At 70.0% G+C, this 16,082-nt stretch carries 14 protein-coding genes; 6 read left to right on the top strand and 8 right to left on the bottom strand.

What is annotated here, in order from left to right; translation table 11 throughout:
• Positions 1-198: 198 nt before the first annotated feature.
• Positions 199-1,356: an acyl-CoA dehydrogenase family protein gene (locus GF068_RS18935; RefSeq protein ID WP_153820810.1), complete on the bottom strand. Its 1,158-nt coding sequence runs from the start codon at positions 1,354-1,356 to the stop codon at positions 199-201.
• Positions 1,357-1,498: 142 nt separating this feature from the next.
• Here GF068_RS18935 and GF068_RS45180 point away from each other — a divergent pair, with 142 nt between their 5' ends.
• Positions 1,499-1,663, top strand: a complete 165-nt coding sequence (locus tag GF068_RS45180) for a hypothetical protein (protein ID WP_240807032.1) — start codon at positions 1,499-1,501, stop codon at positions 1,661-1,663.
• A 44-nt stretch (positions 1,664-1,707) separates the two neighbouring features.
• Positions 1,708-2,589: an MBL fold metallo-hydrolase gene (locus tag GF068_RS45175; RefSeq protein ID WP_338046459.1), complete on the top strand. Its 882-nt coding sequence runs from the start codon at positions 1,708-1,710 to the stop codon at positions 2,587-2,589.
• Positions 2,590-2,615: 26 nt separating this feature from the next.
• On the opposite strand, the gene GF068_RS18925 is transcribed toward GF068_RS45175, so the two are convergent.
• Entirely contained in the window at positions 2,616-3,590 is a 975-nt protein-coding gene (locus GF068_RS18925; protein ID WP_153820808.1) for an NYN domain-containing protein, read from the bottom strand.
• 332 nt (positions 3,591-3,922) lie between these two features.
• On the opposite strand from GF068_RS18925, the gene GF068_RS18920 reads away from it, so the two are divergent.
• Complete coding sequence (locus GF068_RS18920; protein WP_153820807.1) at positions 3,923-5,599, top strand: FHA domain-containing protein; 1,677 nt, start codon at positions 3,923-3,925, stop codon at positions 5,597-5,599.
• A gap of 16 nt (positions 5,600-5,615) precedes the next feature.
• Positions 5,616-6,635, top strand: coding sequence for an SUMF1/EgtB/PvdO family nonheme iron enzyme (locus tag GF068_RS18915; RefSeq protein WP_153820806.1), 1,020 nt, complete (start codon positions 5,616-5,618; stop codon positions 6,633-6,635).
• On the opposite strand, the gene GF068_RS18910 is transcribed toward GF068_RS18915, so the two are convergent.
• Genes GF068_RS18910 through GF068_RS18900 form a run of 3 tightly spaced genes read right to left on the bottom strand, consistent with a single transcriptional unit; the run spans position 6,632 to position 9,146 of the window.
• Positions 6,632-6,811, bottom strand: coding sequence for a hypothetical protein (locus GF068_RS18910; RefSeq protein ID WP_153820805.1), 180 nt, complete (start codon positions 6,809-6,811; stop codon positions 6,632-6,634). The two genes, GF068_RS18915 and GF068_RS18910, sit on opposite strands and share 4 nt — an antisense overlap.
• 54 nt (positions 6,812-6,865) lie before the next feature.
• Positions 6,866-7,666: a hypothetical protein gene (locus GF068_RS18905; RefSeq protein ID WP_153820804.1), complete on the bottom strand. Its 801-nt coding sequence runs from the start codon at positions 7,664-7,666 to the stop codon at positions 6,866-6,868.
• Between the two features lie 58 nt (positions 7,667-7,724).
• Entirely contained in the window at positions 7,725-9,146 is a 1,422-nt protein-coding gene (locus GF068_RS18900) for a hypothetical protein (protein ID WP_153820803.1), read from the bottom strand.
• A gap of 2,014 nt (positions 9,147-11,160) precedes the next feature.
• Here GF068_RS18900 and GF068_RS18885 point away from each other — a divergent pair.
• Together GF068_RS18885 and GF068_RS18880 are read left to right on the top strand one after the other, a co-directional pair.
• Entirely contained in the window at positions 11,161-11,853 is a 693-nt protein-coding gene (locus tag GF068_RS18885; protein ID WP_153820802.1) for a hypothetical protein, read from the top strand.
• 113 nt (positions 11,854-11,966) lie between these two features.
• Complete coding sequence (locus GF068_RS18880) at positions 11,967-12,530, top strand: cytochrome c maturation protein CcmE (RefSeq protein WP_153820801.1); 564 nt, start codon at positions 11,967-11,969, stop codon at positions 12,528-12,530.
• Between the two features lie 75 nt (positions 12,531-12,605).
• Here GF068_RS18880 and gspN read toward each other — a convergent pair whose 3' ends face one another.
• From gspN to pilM, 3 genes are read right to left on the bottom strand one after another with little or no spacing between them, the layout of a single operon-like run.
• Complete coding sequence (gene gspN / locus GF068_RS18875) at positions 12,606-13,931, bottom strand: type II secretion system protein GspN (RefSeq protein WP_153820800.1); 1,326 nt, start codon at positions 13,929-13,931, stop codon at positions 12,606-12,608.
• On the bottom strand, positions 13,928-14,533 hold the full coding sequence (locus GF068_RS18870) for a hypothetical protein (protein ID WP_338046458.1): 606 nt from the start codon (positions 14,531-14,533) through the stop codon (positions 13,928-13,930). The genes gspN and GF068_RS18870 overlap by 4 nt, the downstream gene beginning before the upstream one ends.
• On the bottom strand, positions 14,530-16,056 hold the full coding sequence (gene pilM, locus GF068_RS18865) for a type IV pilus biogenesis protein PilM (RefSeq protein WP_153820799.1): 1,527 nt from the start codon (positions 16,054-16,056) through the stop codon (positions 14,530-14,532). Before pilM ends, GF068_RS18870 begins: the two co-directional genes overlap by 4 nt.
• Positions 16,057-16,082: the final 26 nt, after the last annotated feature.

The raw sequence follows: 16,082 nt of genomic DNA, 5'->3' as shown, positions 1-16,082 counted from the left end.
GCCCGCCGACGAAAGCCGCGTTTCGGCTCCGTCTGCGGCGTATCCTTTCCGAATTCCAGCCTATCGCACGGACACGAGCGCCATGCAAGGCGGGATACAGGTTGTCACGGCTACACCCCCCCCCGGTCAAAGATGATTGACGATAGGGTAGGGTGAGGAGGATATGTTGTCGAAAGAAAACCGCCCTGCGTGTGAGCCCTAATCCTGCTTCACCATCCGCAGGAGCTCTTTCGTCAGGTTTTTCTGGTGGGACTCCAAAGTACCACCGCCAATTTCCAGGAGCTTTGCATCACGCAGGAAACGCTCGACCTTGTACTCGTTGCAGTATCCCCACCCGCCGAGCACCTGCATCGCGTTGTCCGCGACCTCCTTGCCCACCGGCGCCGCGAAGAGCTTGGCCGCGTCCGTGCCGATGCGGTTGCGTTTGGCAGGGCCCACGTCGCGCGCCACGGCGTAGATGAGCGCCCGCGCCGCCTCGGTCTTCGCGAAGCTCTCGCCGATGTAACGCTGGATCTGCCCGTGCTCGGCGATCGACTTGCCGAAGCTCGTCCGGTCCGCCGCGTACCGCACCATGATGTCCATGCACCGATCCGCGATGCCGAGGCTCATCGCCGCCAGCGTGAGCCGCTCGATCTCGAGGTTGCGCATCATGTTGCGGATGCCCCCGCCCACCGAGCCGAGCACGTTCTCCGCCGGGACGAAGACGTCCTCCAGCATGAACTCGCTCAAGGTGCTCGCGCGCATGCCCATCTTCTCGGTCTTCTTGCCGACCGAGAACCCCGGCGCGTCACGCTCCACGACGAACGTCGTGATGTCGCCGTCGACCTTCGCGTAGACGATGAACACGTCGGCGTCGACCGCGTTCGTGATGAGCGCCTTGTGGCCCTTGATCACGAACCCGTCGCCCTCGCGCCGCGCCGTCGTGCGCATGCCGAGCACGTCCGTGCCGCTCGACGGCTCCGTCATGCCCATCGCCCCGATCCACTCGCCCGAGATCACCTTGGACAACCAGCGCTCGCGCTGCGCTTCGTTCGAGGCGTAGTAGAAGTTGTTCACGAAGAGCATCGCGTGCGCGAGGTACGCGAGGCAGAAGCCCGGATCACTCTTCGAGAGCTCGTGGTGCACGATCACCGCGCCCACGGCGTCCATGCCCGCGCCTCCGTCCTTCTCCGGGATCGTGAGCCCGAGCAGACCGAGCTCCCCCGCCTGCTTCATCAGAGGGACGTTCAGCGTGCCCGTGCGGTCATGCTCCTCCGCCTGCGGCTCCACCACGTCGCGGACGAAATTCCGCACCATCTGGCGCAACATCCGGTGCTCTTCAGTCGGGTTCTCCAGGTCGAAAGCGACGTCGCTCATGCGCGGGACACTAGCACGAGAGCCGCCACGAACGTCCTGGTCAACGCTCGGGGCTACGCCCGGACAAGCCGGGCTACGCCCCGAACCCCGAGACACACCTTCCCACGCGGACCGGGCACGCCCTTCGCAACGCCCGAGGTCGATGCTGCTCTTCTGGGGCCTCACGGCGTTCGCCTTCCTCGCGTGGTTGCTCGCGGCGACGGGCGTCTACGAGGCAGGACCGTGGATCCACGTCCTGCTCGTCATCGCCATCGCCTTCGCCGTGACCGGGCTCCTCTTCCGCCCGCTCGGCCGCCGCGGGCGCTAGGAAAAACGTTCCCGGCGCGACGCACCACGCCTATACCCGCGTCCGTGCGCCCCGAGAGCCTGTTTTTCCACCCGGACGAGCTCGCCCCCAAGGGCACGGCCGCCCGCGCCCCCCTGACCCTCCGCTGGCTCGGCACGGCCGGGTTCGAGATCACCTGCGAGGATCACGTCCTCCTGATCGATCCCTACGTCACGCGCGCCTCGCTCGCCCGCTGCATCACCTCCCCGCTCGCCCCCGACCTCGGCGCCGTCGGGCGCTACATCGGCCGCGCGGACGCGGTGATCGTCGGCCACACGCACTTCGACCACGCCCTCGACGTGCCCCTCATCGCCAAACGCACGGGCGCGCGGGTCTTCGGCTCCCGCTCGGCCGCCGCGCTCTGCCGCGCCGCGGGCGTGCCCGAAGCGCGCGTCGAGGTGGTCGAGCGAGCCCCGGGACAGGCGCCGATCGTCCGCGAGATCGGCCCCTTCCGCCTGCGCTTCGTCCCGAGCGCGCACTCGCGCTTCGCCCTCGGCCGCGTGCCCTTCCCCGGCGAGATCGACGACTGCGACGCCGTCCCCGTCCGCGCCGAGGGTTACCGCTGCGGCGCCGTCTTCCGCGTCGAGATCGAGGCCGCGGGCCGCACGATCGTGCACCTCGGCAGCGCCGAGCTCCTGCCCGCGGAGCCCGCGCCGAAACACGTCGACCTGCTCCTGCTCTGCGTCGCGGGCTGGCGCAGCGGGGTCGACCTGCCCGAGCGCGTGATGCGCGCCGTCTCGCCCGCCTCCGTGCTGCTCTCGCACTGGGACGATTTCTTCCGCCCGCTCGACGCGCCCGCGCGCGCGCTCCCGGCCGTCGGCCTCGGCGCGCTCGCCGAGAGGCTCCAGCGCGCGTCGCGCGACGTGCGCGTGGGCGCCCTCCCGCTCCTCGGCGACCTTTCCCTTTGAGCTCGAAACGTTCGACGTGAAAATGCCTACTCGCGCGCCCGGATCGCCGCGTTTCCGTCGGGCGCGTGGTAGACCTCGATGAGCCGCGAGGTCACGAGGTGCTCGAGCATGCGGCGCCGCGCGTCGGGCGAGGGATCGAGCCGATTCGATTGCCATCGCGTGACGAAGTAGTTCGCCCCGACGTACCCGTTTCGGAGCCTGCGCTCGGCGGCGCGTAGCTCCTCGATGAACACGGACTCGTCGTCCGACGGCTGGTACGAGGGCGGCGGGGATTCGAGCGCGTCCGGGTCCTCGTCGCGCGGCTCCTCGCACTCGTCGTGCGTCGGTTCTCTGGGCGTCGCCGCGTTTTGGGGCAGCATCGGCGGCGGCGGCGGCGAGGGGGGAGGCAGGTCCTCGCTCGCCCAGCGCGGCTCGGGGCCCGGCGGCGCGGGCGGGCCGGAGCCCTCGGTGTCCTCGAAAAACGAGATGCCTTCGAGCAGATCGATGTGATCGAACGCCGCTTTTCGCAGCCGCGCCGAGAGCCCTGCGCGCCCCCAGGTCGACACGTAGGCCTGGCGGCCGAGCTGCCGCACGCCCTCGATGGCCGGCGCGTGATCGGAGTCGCCCGAGACGAGAACGAGCACGTCGAACGCGTTGACGGCCGCGAGGCGGAGCATGTCCGCGACCATCGAGGTATCGACCTCTTTTTCCTGGGTATACCGGTTCTCGGCCCCGCAGGCCGCGCACTGGAACATCGATGTTTTGCGCGGGAAACGCTTCACGAAAAAGCCGGGCTGCACTTCGAGCATGTCGAGGAAGCCCGCGAGCTTCTTCTGCCCCTCGGTCACCGCGGCCGCGCCGGTCTCGATGCCGGTATAGTAATAAGCGCCCCAGAGCAGCGATCCGCCGACGCGGTCCACGAGCCACCGAGACAGCTTGGGGAACGCGAGCCTCCGACCTCCGGCCTCGTCACGCCATCCGGAGTGGAAATTCTTGCCGTCGAAGAAAATACAGACGCGCATCACACCGCCGCTTCAAACAAAGAAACCGGCGCCCCCCGGGGAAGCCGGTTACGACCATTCGAGCGATCTCCACCCACGATCGCGGGGGCGGGAGTCTTTAGTCCGAGGCTCCTCGTGTGGTCAACCGGCTTCCACGGCCTTTGAAGCCATTTCACGCGCTGCAGGACGCCCGCTCACCGCGCCCGCTCACGCTTTGCGCCATCATCGTAGTGTTATGGTCGGCCGTACCCTGGGGGGACGGCGGGCCGCTCCGTCCGGCCTGTGCTCTTGCTGGCAGCACCCAAACGATCTCGTCTCGCGCTGGGCGCTCTGCCGGGTATTCTTGGGAGCGCATGCCCGGTCCTGCCCTCGATCTGTCGCTCGCGCTCGACGTCCGGAGCGTCGCTCCGGGCGCGCCGCAGCGCGCGCACCTCGTCGTCGAGGTCTCGGCCGCGCTCCCCGAGGACGAACGGCACGAGAGGCCGCCGCTCGCGCTCGTGTTCGCGATCGACGTCTCCGCGTCGATGTGGGGTCAACCGATGGAGCAAGTCGTGCGCTCCATCGAGCGCATGGTGGAGCTGCTCGAGCCCACCGATCGCGTGGGGATCGTCTCGTTCTCCGAGGGCGCCGAGGTCGTCGCCGAGCTCGAGCGCCTCGACGCCGCCGCGCGCCGCAGGCTCGCCGGCAGCCTGCGCCGCATCGACCCCGAGGGCGGCACCGACATGGAGAGTGGCCTGCGCGTCAGCAAGAGCGCGCTCGGCCCGCGCGCGGCCGACGAGCGGCGCGGCATCCTCCTGCTCAGCGACGGCGACCCGACGCTCGGCGACAGGCGCCCCGAGGCGCTCGCGGAGATCGCGGCCTCGTTCCGCGGCGACGCGGCGGTCTCCACGCTCGGCTACGGCGAGGAGCACAACGAGGACATCCTGCGCCGCATCGCGGTCGCGGGCGGCGGGCAGTACTATTACGTGCGGGATCCGTCGCTCTGCGCGACCGAGCTCGCGCTCGCCGTCGGCGCCACCGGCGACGCGGTCGCCGAGGGCGTGTCGGTCGACCTCTCGCCTGAGCGTGGCGTCGACATCATCCGCATCGCGGGCGACGTGCGCGTGCGCAAGACCATGGGCGCCGCGCGCGTGGAGATGCCGGACCTCCAGCCGGGGGAGCGCGCGTCGCTCGTCATCGAGCTCGTCCTCGAGCCCGGCGCCTCCGTGAGCGGCGCCTTCGACGTCGTGCGCGCGCGCCTCGCGCATCGCCGGCCCGGCGCTTCGGAGGTGCACACGACCGAGCGAACGATCGGCGTCGACGTCGCGCCCGGCGCGCCCCAGCGTGACCCTGTGGCGCGGGCGCGTGTGCTCGTCGCGCTCGCGGAGGAGGCGCGCACCGCGGCGCGCGTGCTCGCCGATCAGGGCTCGTTCGAGCAGGCGGCGTCGCTGCTGCGGCGCGCGGTGGACGGCATGCGCGCGGAGGCGGATCTGATGGGCTTCGGCGCGCAGGACGCCCAAGGTGCTCCGGAGGCCCTGGCGTCGATCGAAGCGGAGGACGGCACGCCGCTCGGCGAGACGATCGCGCAGCTCGCGGAGGAGGCGGACGTGCTCGCGAAGAAGCCGAACCCTGCGGCGTATCGCCTCTTCCGCAAGGCCCAGGCGGGCCGCGCCGCCGCCGCCTCGCGCCGCGCGGGCGCGAGCCAGGCGGGCCCTCTCAGCCGCCGCGCCATGGCCACCATCGCCGGCAACCTCCCTCGCGCCCGCCTGCTCGTCGTGCAGGGAAAGGGCCCGAAGGACGGCTATCGCCTCGAAGGCACGACGATCACGGTTGGCCAGACAAACCACGCGCAGATCCGCCTCGAGGGCAAGGACGTCTCTCGCGAGCATTGCTCGATCGTCGGCCAGGACGGCAGGTTTTACCTGACCGACCTCGGCGGCGGCAGCGGGACGTACGTCAATGGCAAGCGCCTCACGGCCCCGAAGGCGCTCGCGCCCGGGGACGTGATCGGGGTCGGCGACTGCGAGCTCCGGTACGAGGAAGAGCGCTAGAAAGCTTTTGCTTCCCATGCACGTCGCTCCTCGCCCCGCTGTTTTCGTCGCCGCCGCCGCGCTCCTCGCGTCGATGGCCCTCGCCGCGTGCCGCTCCTCCGAGGCCAAACCGAGCGACGCCGCGCCGAGCTCGACGGCGGCGGCCGTGCCCGTCGGCTCCGCCGTGCCCGCGGTCGAGGCGGCGGTCACGGACGCTGGGGCGGACGCGGACGCGGGGGCGGTCGCGGTCACGGTCACGATTGTGGATGCGGGCGTGGACGCGGAGGCCGAGGGTGGGGCGCCGCCGGGTTGTCCCTCCGAAATGCTGAAGATCGGCCGTTATTGTGTCGATCGGTGGGAGGCGCACCTCGCCACGAAGACCGCGGACGGCGTCCTTTCGCCCTGGCCGCATTACGAGCGGCCCGAGAAGGGCACGTTTTACCTCGCCATGAGCGCGGCGGGCGCCTTTCCGCAGGCGTACATCAGCCGCGTCGAGGCGGCCGAGGCCTGCGCGCACGCGGGCAAACGCCTGTGCCGCCGCGACGAGTGGAGGCGGGCCTGCCGGGGCAAACACGGCTACCGGTATCCTTATGGCAACAAGGGCAAGCGCGGGGCCTGCAATACCGGCAAGATTCACCTCCTCGAGAAGCTTTACGGCAATCGCCCCGGCGCCTGGACGTACGAGGTCTTCAACGACCCGAAGCTCGACCGCGAGCCTGGATTCCTCGCCCGGTCGGGCGAATACGAGACCTGCGGCAGCGACGAGGGCGTCCACGACATGGTCGGCAACCTCCACGAGTGGGTGAGCGACGACGTCGGCTCCGACATCGAGGACATCCTCGCCCGGGACGAGGTCGAGCGGAAGAAGCAGCCGTGGAGGGTCGGCAACGCCATGTTCGTGGGTGGCTTCTTCAGCACCACCATCGAGCACGGCCCGGGCTGCACGTACACCACGATCGCCCACGAGCCCACGTACCACGATTATTCGACGGGTTTCCGCTGCTGCATGGACGCGCCCGGGGTCGAAAAAACGAAGACCCGGAAGAAGGCGCGTTAGTTCGATTTCGTGTCCGTCTCCGGCGCGTCCGGCGCGCCCGTCCCGGGCGTGTCGTTCGTCGGCGCGATGGGGCCGGGCGGCACGTGGGGCGGTTTGTCCGTGGGCCGGGGCTCGCGACAGGCGGCGGCGAGCGTCAGGGCGGCGAGCAGGAGCGTATTGCGGAGGACGGGTCGCATATCTCGGATGTGACGAGGCCGCCCTGCCACGTCAATCGGGCAGGGCCGACGATCTCAGGGCGCCGGAGCCGCCCCGGGCGGCGCGGCCGGGGGTGCGGCGAGCGGGAGCGTCGCGCCGGGCGGGCTCGGCTCGGGCTTTCGCGCGCGCTCGTTCTCGACGAGCGTGACGAGCTGCTTTTGCAGCGAGCTCCTGAGATCGAACCATTGCTCCTTGGCGTATTCCTGGGCTTTCTTCGCGTAGATCGTCGCGTACGGCTCGCCGCGCTGGTCCTCGTCGGAGACGTGACCGTAGAGGTACCCATTGCGCACGTCGACGACGAACGCCTCCACGTATCCTTTCACCACGGTATCGATGTACGGGACGAAGAGCACGGGCAGGAGCAGGCTCGTGGTGGCGATGAGGGGGTTCACGCCGAGGTTCTGGTAGCCATGGTCCACGATGACGAGCACGTCGGCGTTGGCGCGCGCCGAGAGCAACCGGAGCTTCTTCAGCGAGACCTCGCGCGGCGGCCCGTAACCATATCGATTCCCGTTCTCCTCCGACAGGCGCCGCTCGCCCGTGACGAGCAACGACGGAATGCGGTACACGCTGGTGACCCCGGGCAGCGCGGTGAAGAGTTTCTCGAGGTCCGGGGCGACCTCGGGGTCGAGCGTGTAGTAGGCGAGCCGCATCGAGCTCGTGGGCATCTGGGGCCGGGCCTCGAACGCCTTGCGGATGTCCTCGTCGTCGATCTCGGCCTCGCGATCCATCTGGAAGCCCGCGCCGCGGGCGGGCATGTGGCTGGTCCCGCAGCCCGAGAGGGCGGCGAGCGCGAGGGCCGCGAGGGCGAGGCACGTGGAGGCGGTGCGAGGCATGGAACTCCCTTTCGGAGCGGGAGAACGCGCGCCGCCGGGCGAGCTTACAGGCGGACGATCAAGGCTCGGCGTCCTTGCAGCACCGCACCCCGGTCGAATAGTCGAGGTAACTCTTCGGGTGCGCCGTCACCACCGCGTCGCAGCCATTCCGCGTCGACCGCGCGTAAAACCCGCCCGCGAAGGCCCCGCCCTCTTCGTCCACCCACTCGTCCAGGTTGCCGACCATATCGTAGATCGCGTCGCTGCCCCAGCGGCTCTTGCACGTCGGCGTCGCGCCCGTCCTGCGGAACAGCGGCGCCTCCCCGGCCCGCACGTGGTTCAGGCGCGGATCGAGGTGACCGATCGACGCATTGTCGTGCAAGATCGCCGCCGGGTGCCCCTCCCGGAACACGTTGCACGCCCCTTCCACGTACGTCTCCCCGTATGGAAAAGGCGTATCGTCCTGCCCCCGGCAAGCCAGCACGAACTCCGGCAGCGTACACAGCCGCTTCCCTGCCGCCGCGCAGGCGCTCTCCGCCACGAGCCCCGTCAAATATCCGTTTGGCCGGGCCATACGCCGCGGCACCGCCATCACCTCGAGCTTCTGCCCCCGCTGCCACCCCGGCACGAGCGGCAGCGGCATGGCCCGCGCGTGCACCCCGCCCATTCGGCTCCGCCCCGTCGACCAATCTCCGAGCGTGATCTCCAGCAAGTTGGGCGTCACCGGGAAATCCGGCGACAGCGCCTCCCCGCTCGCCGCGTCCACCATCGACGCCTCGAACCGGTCCACGCACAACGTCCCCTGCACCAGCACCATGTCCGGCGGACACGGCCGCGGCGCCGCGGCCTTCACCGCCTCCACGACCGTCGCCTCCTCCCCGGGCCGCTCCACGGCCGGCCCGAGCCCTCGCACCACCCCCACCTCCGGCACCACGTCCCGCCCCTCGTTTCGCGTGCCAAACCATCGCAGCGACCCGTCCGTCGCCCACCCGGGCTCCCCCACCACGCACGTCCCCGCCGCCCCCAGCGCCCCCACCTCGACAAACCCTCCCGCCGTGGCCGTCGGATAAAACCTCGGCCCTGGCGTCCCGTCCAGACAAAAGCCCTCGGCCGCCCCTTCCGGCCACCTCGCGGCCCCGACCTCCCGCCCCTCCTCGTCCAGCCAAACCACCTGCCGCCGCCCCTCATCCGACAGGAGCGCCCCGCCCCCGGGCAGCCCTGACAAACGCAAACCCGTCTCTCCGGGTCGCACCGTCAGCGACGTCCGCGCCACCGGTCCGACCCGCCCCGCCGGATCCACCACGAACGCCACCACCTCCTCCGAGCCCACCCCGACCCCCGCCACGATCGCCCCGCCTCGGGCCCGCTCCACCGCGACAAACCCTGGCCGCACCGGCGAAGCCGCGCTCCTCGCCCGCCCGTCCGACAGGGCCGGCGCCCCTGCCTTCCCGTCCTCCCCCAGACCCGCCACGTGCAGCCGCCCCCCGGACAGCTCGATCAACAACCCCTTCTCCTTCCCCCCGACCAGCGCCGCCCCTTCCGGCCAAACCCGGCCCCGCCAAACCTCCGCCACCCCTGCCGTCGGCGCCACCCGCCCCACATCCCCCCGCGCCACCCAGACCGCTCCCCCGACCTTCCCGATCCCCGCCACCGCCCCGGCGCCCCGCCCCCCTGCAAAAATATCCTCCTTCGACAAACCATCCCGCACCCCGTCCCCCTCCAGAAAACCCAAGCGCCCCCCGGCCAGCGCCACCCCTGTTCCATCGGGCCAAACCCTCGCCCAGCTCACCCGCCCTCGCCGTGCCGGAAACGGAACCGCCTCCTCCCGCGGCGCTCCATCCCGCCCTGCCGACCATAACCCCCGCCCGTCCCTCGTCGTAAAAAACGCCCTCTCCCCGGCCCACACCACCAGCCCCACGTCATTGCGCCCCTGCCCCGCCATACGCCGAGGCTCCGCCTGCAAAATTTTCTCGAGCCCATCCCCCGCCCCTGGCTCGATCGCGCATTCCCTCCGCCCGAGCTTCACCGACCGTCCCCCGAGCCAGCTCACCTCGCAACGCCCGCCCCGCGCCACGGGCAGCGTCAACAGCCCCACCTGACTGTCCCCCACCAATCGCGGCGCATAAAACCCCTTCAAAGCCCCCCACTCGAGCTCCCCCTCCACCACCTTCGTACGACTCTTCGCCTCGAACCTCCCATCCGCCCCGATCACCCCCCCGCCCATTGCGGCCCACCCCATCCCCTTCACCTTCCGCCTTGGTTTGGCGCTCTCGTACCAAACGACCTCCACCCCTCGCGCCGACCCCATGGCATCCACGACCCCCATCCCGTCCAGCGGCGGCACGAACCGCAGCCCTGTCGCCTTCGCCTCCCCCTCGAACGCCCCATCCTTCGACACCCAGCGCACCGTCACCTCCACCGTCGGCCGCGCCGGCGCCTTCTTCCCATTCCCCCTTTTCCCCGCGCCCTTGGGCCTGGCCGTGGACTTCCGCTTCTGGACGAGGCGAGCGGGGGGGGGGGGGGGGGGGGGGGGGGGGGGGGGGGGGGGGGGGGGGGGGGGGGGGGGGGGGGGGGGGGGGGGGGGGGCGGCGCGGCCGCCCCGCCCCCCCCCCCCCCGCCCCCCCCCGCCCCCCCCCCCCCCCCCCCCCCCCCCCCCCCCCGCCCCTGCTCGCCCCTCCCCCCCTGACCCCTTTCCCCCCACCGTCTCCACCGAAATCAGCGCCACCCGCTCCCCGCTCACCGCGACAGCCTTCACATCTCCGACCCGCTCGCACCCTCGGATCTCCGCCACCTCCGACCCTTTATCGAACACCGACAAACACAAACGCTCCCCGCTCCCCGACGTCAGAAGCGCCCGCTTCCCGTCGCTCCTCGTGAATGCCAGCACCACATTCTCGTCCACGAGCCGCACGATCGGCCCCATCCGGCCCGACTCTTCCACCCACCGGACATATCCCTCGGGCTCGCCTGCGGCTTGCGACACCAGGAGCGCAGCCGCTTCTCCCACGACCGGCTCCACCGATATCGGCAATCCCGCCTCTTCCACCGTTCCCAGCGACAAACGTAACACCCGGTCTCCGGCGGCCGAGCTCGGCGTCACCGTCACCGTCGCCGGCTCCCTCCGCTCGCTTGGTGTTCCTCCGCCGTTCGGCGGCTGCCTGTCACGTACACTCGCGCCCGAGCAAGCTTGACCGGAGACGAGCAGACCGAGCAGGAGCAGGCTCGGGCCTTTTTGCACACGGAGAGAGGAAGGGAGGCGCGCCACGATCGCGCTCACCTTAACGCGGACTCTGCCGGACGTGCAGGAAGAGCAGCACGCGCGCGTCGTGTCCAGGGACAACGAGCCCGTGCAGCCCGTGCCGCTCTCGAGGTGTCCGGGCAGATCGTGCCGGGGGGCACGTCGGCTGCAATGACCCCCGTCCGGAAGGGGGCTCGGCCGGAGCACGCGAGGCTTGTTTGAAGGCTCCTCGCGCGTGTTCGGAGGGCATGCCTCTACCTCTCAGGAGGACTTTTCGATGTTGAAGACCATGCAGCTCACGATGCTCGGTGCGGCGGCCCTCATGACCCTCGGCGTGGGGTGCGGGGGCAACGAGAAGCAGCCCGCGCGGAGTGCGCAGCAGCAGCGGCAGACCCCGGCCTTCGAGGCCGAGGTCCCCGCCGATCAGGGGCAACTCGGCCCGTATGGCCAGGGCCAGGCCGGGCAGTGGGGCCAGGGCCCGACGGGTCAGACCGAGGCTGGCCGCGGCACGGCGGGGCAGTGGGCCCAGGGCCAGACGGGCCAGGAGCATGGGGACATGGGCATGCTGAGTGAGCAGGAGATGTGCTCCTCGCTCGTCCAGCATTCGAACCTCCGCGTCGAGGACATCGAGGGGGGCGTCGCGATCATCGCGACCCCGAAGTCGGGCGTGGACCTCTCCACCCTGCGCGGCGATGCGCTCCACATCGCGTACACGATGAGCCCGCCTGCGGGCGAGCAACGCGCGGCGCGCCCCACGAGCGCGGCGGAGCGTTGCCCCCTCTTCGACCTCGGCCAGATGGCGGGTCGGTCCGGCGTGATCGAGCAGGGCAACGAGATCCGCATCCTCATGCTCGCCCAGGACACGGCCGGCGTGCCCACGCTGCGTAACCAGACGCGTGACTTCGTGCGCCGGTGGGGCCAGGAGGGCATCCAGAGCGGTCAGAACGGCCAGCAGAACCAGGACCGCTGAACCGGGGCTCGGCTCTGGAACGGGCAGGGCGGGGGAGGAGGGGCCTCTCCTCGCCCTGCTTTCCTTTTCAGGCCCTCGACCTCTCCGGAAACGTTCGCTACCCTGAGCGTGTCATGAGCAAGAAGCTGGACGAAGAGCTCGCGCAGGCTGCGGGGATCGACAAGGACGACGAGGGACCGGCGGCCGTGCCTCCCATCGTCGTGCTCCAGCCGGCCGAGCGGGCGCAGCGGCCCAGCAGAAGTGTGGGCCTCTTGATCACCCTGCTCGTCATGGGCGGCGCGCTGGTCGGGCTCTTCCTGTTCGGCTTCAAGGAGGCGGCGATTTATGCGACGCCCGTCGATCAGCTCCTCGCCCAGCAGGACAAACTGAGGGGCCGCAAGGTCCGCGTCGAGGGCGAGCTCGTGCCGGGCACCCTCGAGAAGCGCGACAAGCCTTGCGAGTATCGGTTCACGATTCATGGCAAGGACAAGCAGCAGACCTTGCCCGTGCGTTATCCGCAGTGCGTCATTCCCGACACCTTCCGCGACGTCCCTGCGGGCGGCGTGCAGGTCACGGTCGAGGGTTCGCTCAAGTCGGCGACCGATTTCGAGGCCACGCTCGTCATGGCGAAGTGCACCTCGAAGTACGACCCGAAGACCCACGAGATGACGCAGGGCGAGGGGATGCCGATCAACTGATCCGATCCGGCATCGGCTCTCAAAAAAACGCCGGGCTCCTCGAAAGGGCCCGGCGTTTTTCATTTCATCCGCTCCTCATTCCGTTTCCGTTGGCCTTCGCCTCGGCACGGGGGGCGCCGGCAGATCGTCCGGGGGCATCGCGGGGGCTCCTTCGGGTTTGTCGTCGGGTTGGTCCGCGGGCTCGGCTGGCAGGGGCGCCTCGCGTGGTGGCTCGACCACCTGGGGCTCGGGCTCGGCGGGCTTCGGCGCCGGCGCGGCGGGGGCGCGCTCCTCGTCGCCCTTGTCCTTTGCCGTCGACGTGCCCAGCGGCAGGCCGGGTTTCCTCGTCGGGAACGGCGAATCGCCCTTGCCGCGCCCACGACCTGCGGCGGCCCCGTCGGTCGAGTGTGGATCGAACCTCATCCGCGACAGCGCGCCGTGCGCGTGCCATCCGTAGAACCCATCCTGCCGCTTCGACCTCTTGATCTTCGGGTCGGCGAGCTCGAACAACGACGGCGCGCTCGAGCCTGGCGCGCCGAGCAGCGACTTCGTCAGGTCGCTCTTGTTGCGATAGGCGTCCGTGAACTTGAAGCGCACGTAGAGATCGGCCGCGGACATGTTCCACGGCTCGCGCACGTTCACCTTCCCGTCGCCGGCGAGCTCGATGTCGGTCCCGTTGGCCTCGAGCTTCGTGATTTTGAGGACGCCTTCTTTGGCCTCGGCGGCGATCACGAGGTCGCCGAGCTTCGCCTCGGGCAGCGCGATCTGGCCTTTGATCTTCGACTTGCCGTCGCCGACGGACATGCCCGCGATCGTCAGGTCGAGCGAGCCGTTTGCTTTGTTGAACTTCCCGCCCTCGGCGGTGAGCTCGAACGCGCCTTTCGCGACGCCCTTCAGCGGCACGCCGAGGAAGTCCTTGATCACGTCGACCTTCGCGAGGTCCACGCCTTCGAGCTCGACCTCGACCGGGCCGCTCGATGCGCCGTACGGGATCGTGCCGTGGATCTCGCCGTCGAAGGCGCGGGCCCAGACCTTGATGCGCACGCGGCCGACGAGGAGCGGCAGGATCTGCAGACGCGCCTCGACCTCGTCGATCTCGAGCACGCTCTCCTTCGGCGCGGGTTTGTCCTTGTCGGATGCGCCGCCGAAGGGCCCGGCCGCGCGCGAGCTCGAGGACGCGTCGTCGGGCGGCAGGTAGACCCGCACGCCCGTCGCCTCGATGCCCGTGAACCAGTACGAATCGAGCTCGTCGATCTCGATCCTCTTCGCGTCCTTGCCTTTTTGCGTGGCCTGGAACTCGGCGATGAGGCGGTCCTTCAGGCGATCCCAGGGGAAGGCCAGGTAGAAGAAGAGCCCGAGGAGGAGGCAATAAAGCGCCGGGTAGGCGAGGAGCTTCGTGATGCGCAGGAATCGGGACTTCACGGGCTGTTCTCCTCGTCGGCCGTATCCTTCGGCTCGCCCTTGTCCTTCTCCTTTTCCTTCTCTTTCGCGTCGGGCTTGCGGTCGTAGGCGCTCACGCCGAGCTCCACCTCGTACGAGTCCGGCTCACCGGCGCGCGGGCGGATGTTGAGGCGCGTGATCGCCACCGCGTGCCCCGATTGCTCGATCTTCTCGAGCGTCTTCACGAGCGCCAGCATGCCCACCTTGTGCATTTTGACCACGGTGAGCCGCTCGGTGTACCGCTTGCCGTGCGGGACATCGGGTTTGTCCTGCGCGTCCGCGATCGTGATCCCGTTTTGCTTCGCGGCCTCCTCGATGAAGCCGGCGAGCGCGGGGGCGGGGCGGCCGTACCGCGCGAGGAGGGCGTCTTGCTTCGCCTTGCGCTCGGCGACCGAGAGGCGCGCTTTGTACACCTCCTCGATGAGGGCGCGGATCTCGTCGTTTTCGGTCCGCGACGAGCTCACCGCGCTCCACGCGTAGATCGGGAGCGCGAGCACGACCATCGCCGCCAGCGTGCCGACGAGGACGCCGAGCAGCTTGCGCTCGCGCGGCTCCAGTTTGTCCAAGCGATCCGCGAGCGTCACTTGCCCTCCTCCTTGCCCGCCGCGGGCGAGGACGTGTCCGCCGCGTCAGCCTTGGCGGTCGTCTTTTTCTTCTTGTCGTCGCACTTCAATTCGAACTCGAGCACGTACTTCTGCTTGCCGTCCTCGGGCTTGCCGAACTGGGCCGTGCGGCTGATCTTCACGTCCTTGAAGCACTTGTGCTCCTTCATCTTCTCCGAGATCGCCTGCGCGTCGGGGATCGACGGGACCGTGCCCTCGATGCGGACGTGCCCGCGGTTCAGGTCGAGCTCGAGCACGTCGTGGACGACCTCCTTGGGCACGGACTCCGAGAGCTTGACCATGACGTCGAAGGCGTCCGCGCGCGGCAGCGGGTCCTCGTCGGCGCTGGCGGGGCCTTTGTCGAGCAAACCACGCGCGGCGGCCGGGTCCTTCGTCTCCTCGTCGAAGACGTCTCCCGTGGCCGTCTCGAGCCGCGAGAGCAGCATGTCTTTTTCGGCCGAGAGGCTCCGGTGCTGGGCGAGCAGGCTGAAGACGAAGCTCACGACGACCGCGGCGCCGAGGCCCGCGAGGAGCGGGATCTTTTCGCGCAGGAAGGGATAACTGCGCGCCGCCGCGAGGTCGCCCTGGCGCAAATTCAGGCCGCGCGCCTTGCCGGCGAGGCCCATCGCGAGGCCGATGGCCTTCGCGAAGCGCGGGAGCATGGCCTCCTGCTCGGCCGTGACGTTCTCGAGGCGCGGCTTCGGCAAGGGCAGGATCGTGATGCCGAGCTCGGTCGCGAGGAACGCCTCCGCACCTTGCGCGCTCGCTCCGCCGCCGACGAGGTACATGCCGGCGAGCTGGCTGCCGCCCGAGGCGCGCCAGGCGGCCAGGGTTTGTCGCAATTCACGCGAGAGCGCGGGCGCGCTCCCGGGCAAACCGAGCGTGCCGCGCGAGAGCGTGCGCGCGAAGACGGGCTCGCCGCCGCGCAGGATCACGATGTCGCTCGTGGCCTCGCCGAGGTCGAGGATCGCGACGGGCAGGGCCGCCTCGCCCGCGGGCGCCTCCTTGCCGAACGGTTTTTCGATTTCCGGCATCGCGCCCGCGAGGTTCGCGAGCGGCAGCGCGCCCGTGCCCACGCGCTCGGGCTCCATGCCGAGCGCCTCGCGCACCAGGTCGATGCGCTCCTTGACGTCCTCCGTGCGCGCGATGGCCGCGAAGATCGGCACCGTGTCGCCGCCGGGGTTCTTGTCCATGCGGTAATCGAACACGGCCTCCGTGATCTCGAACGGGATCATGGATTCGAGCTCGAACGGCAGGACGTTTTCGATCTCCTTCAGCGCCGAGGTCGGCATGTCGACCGAGCGGAAGAACGTGCGCTCGCCCGAGATCGCGATCGCGATCGCGTCGGCCTTGTGGCCGCCCACCGCGGCGCGGATGGCGTCGACCGAGAGGCCCGTGACCGGCGCCTCGCCGAGGGCCTCCAGCGTGATCTTGCGGTACGAGAGGCGCAGGAGCGCCGCCCTGACCACCGCCTTGCCGACGTCGATACCGAGGATTCTGGACATCTCGAATACTCTCTCACGAACGAACG

This window comes from Polyangium spumosum, from assembly GCF_009649845.1.
Classification (GTDB): domain Bacteria; phylum Myxococcota_A; class Polyangia; order Polyangiales; family Polyangiaceae; genus Polyangium; species Polyangium spumosum.
Note: the sequence above shows the minus strand (reverse complement) of the source record. Positions and strands in the feature narration are given on the sequence as shown.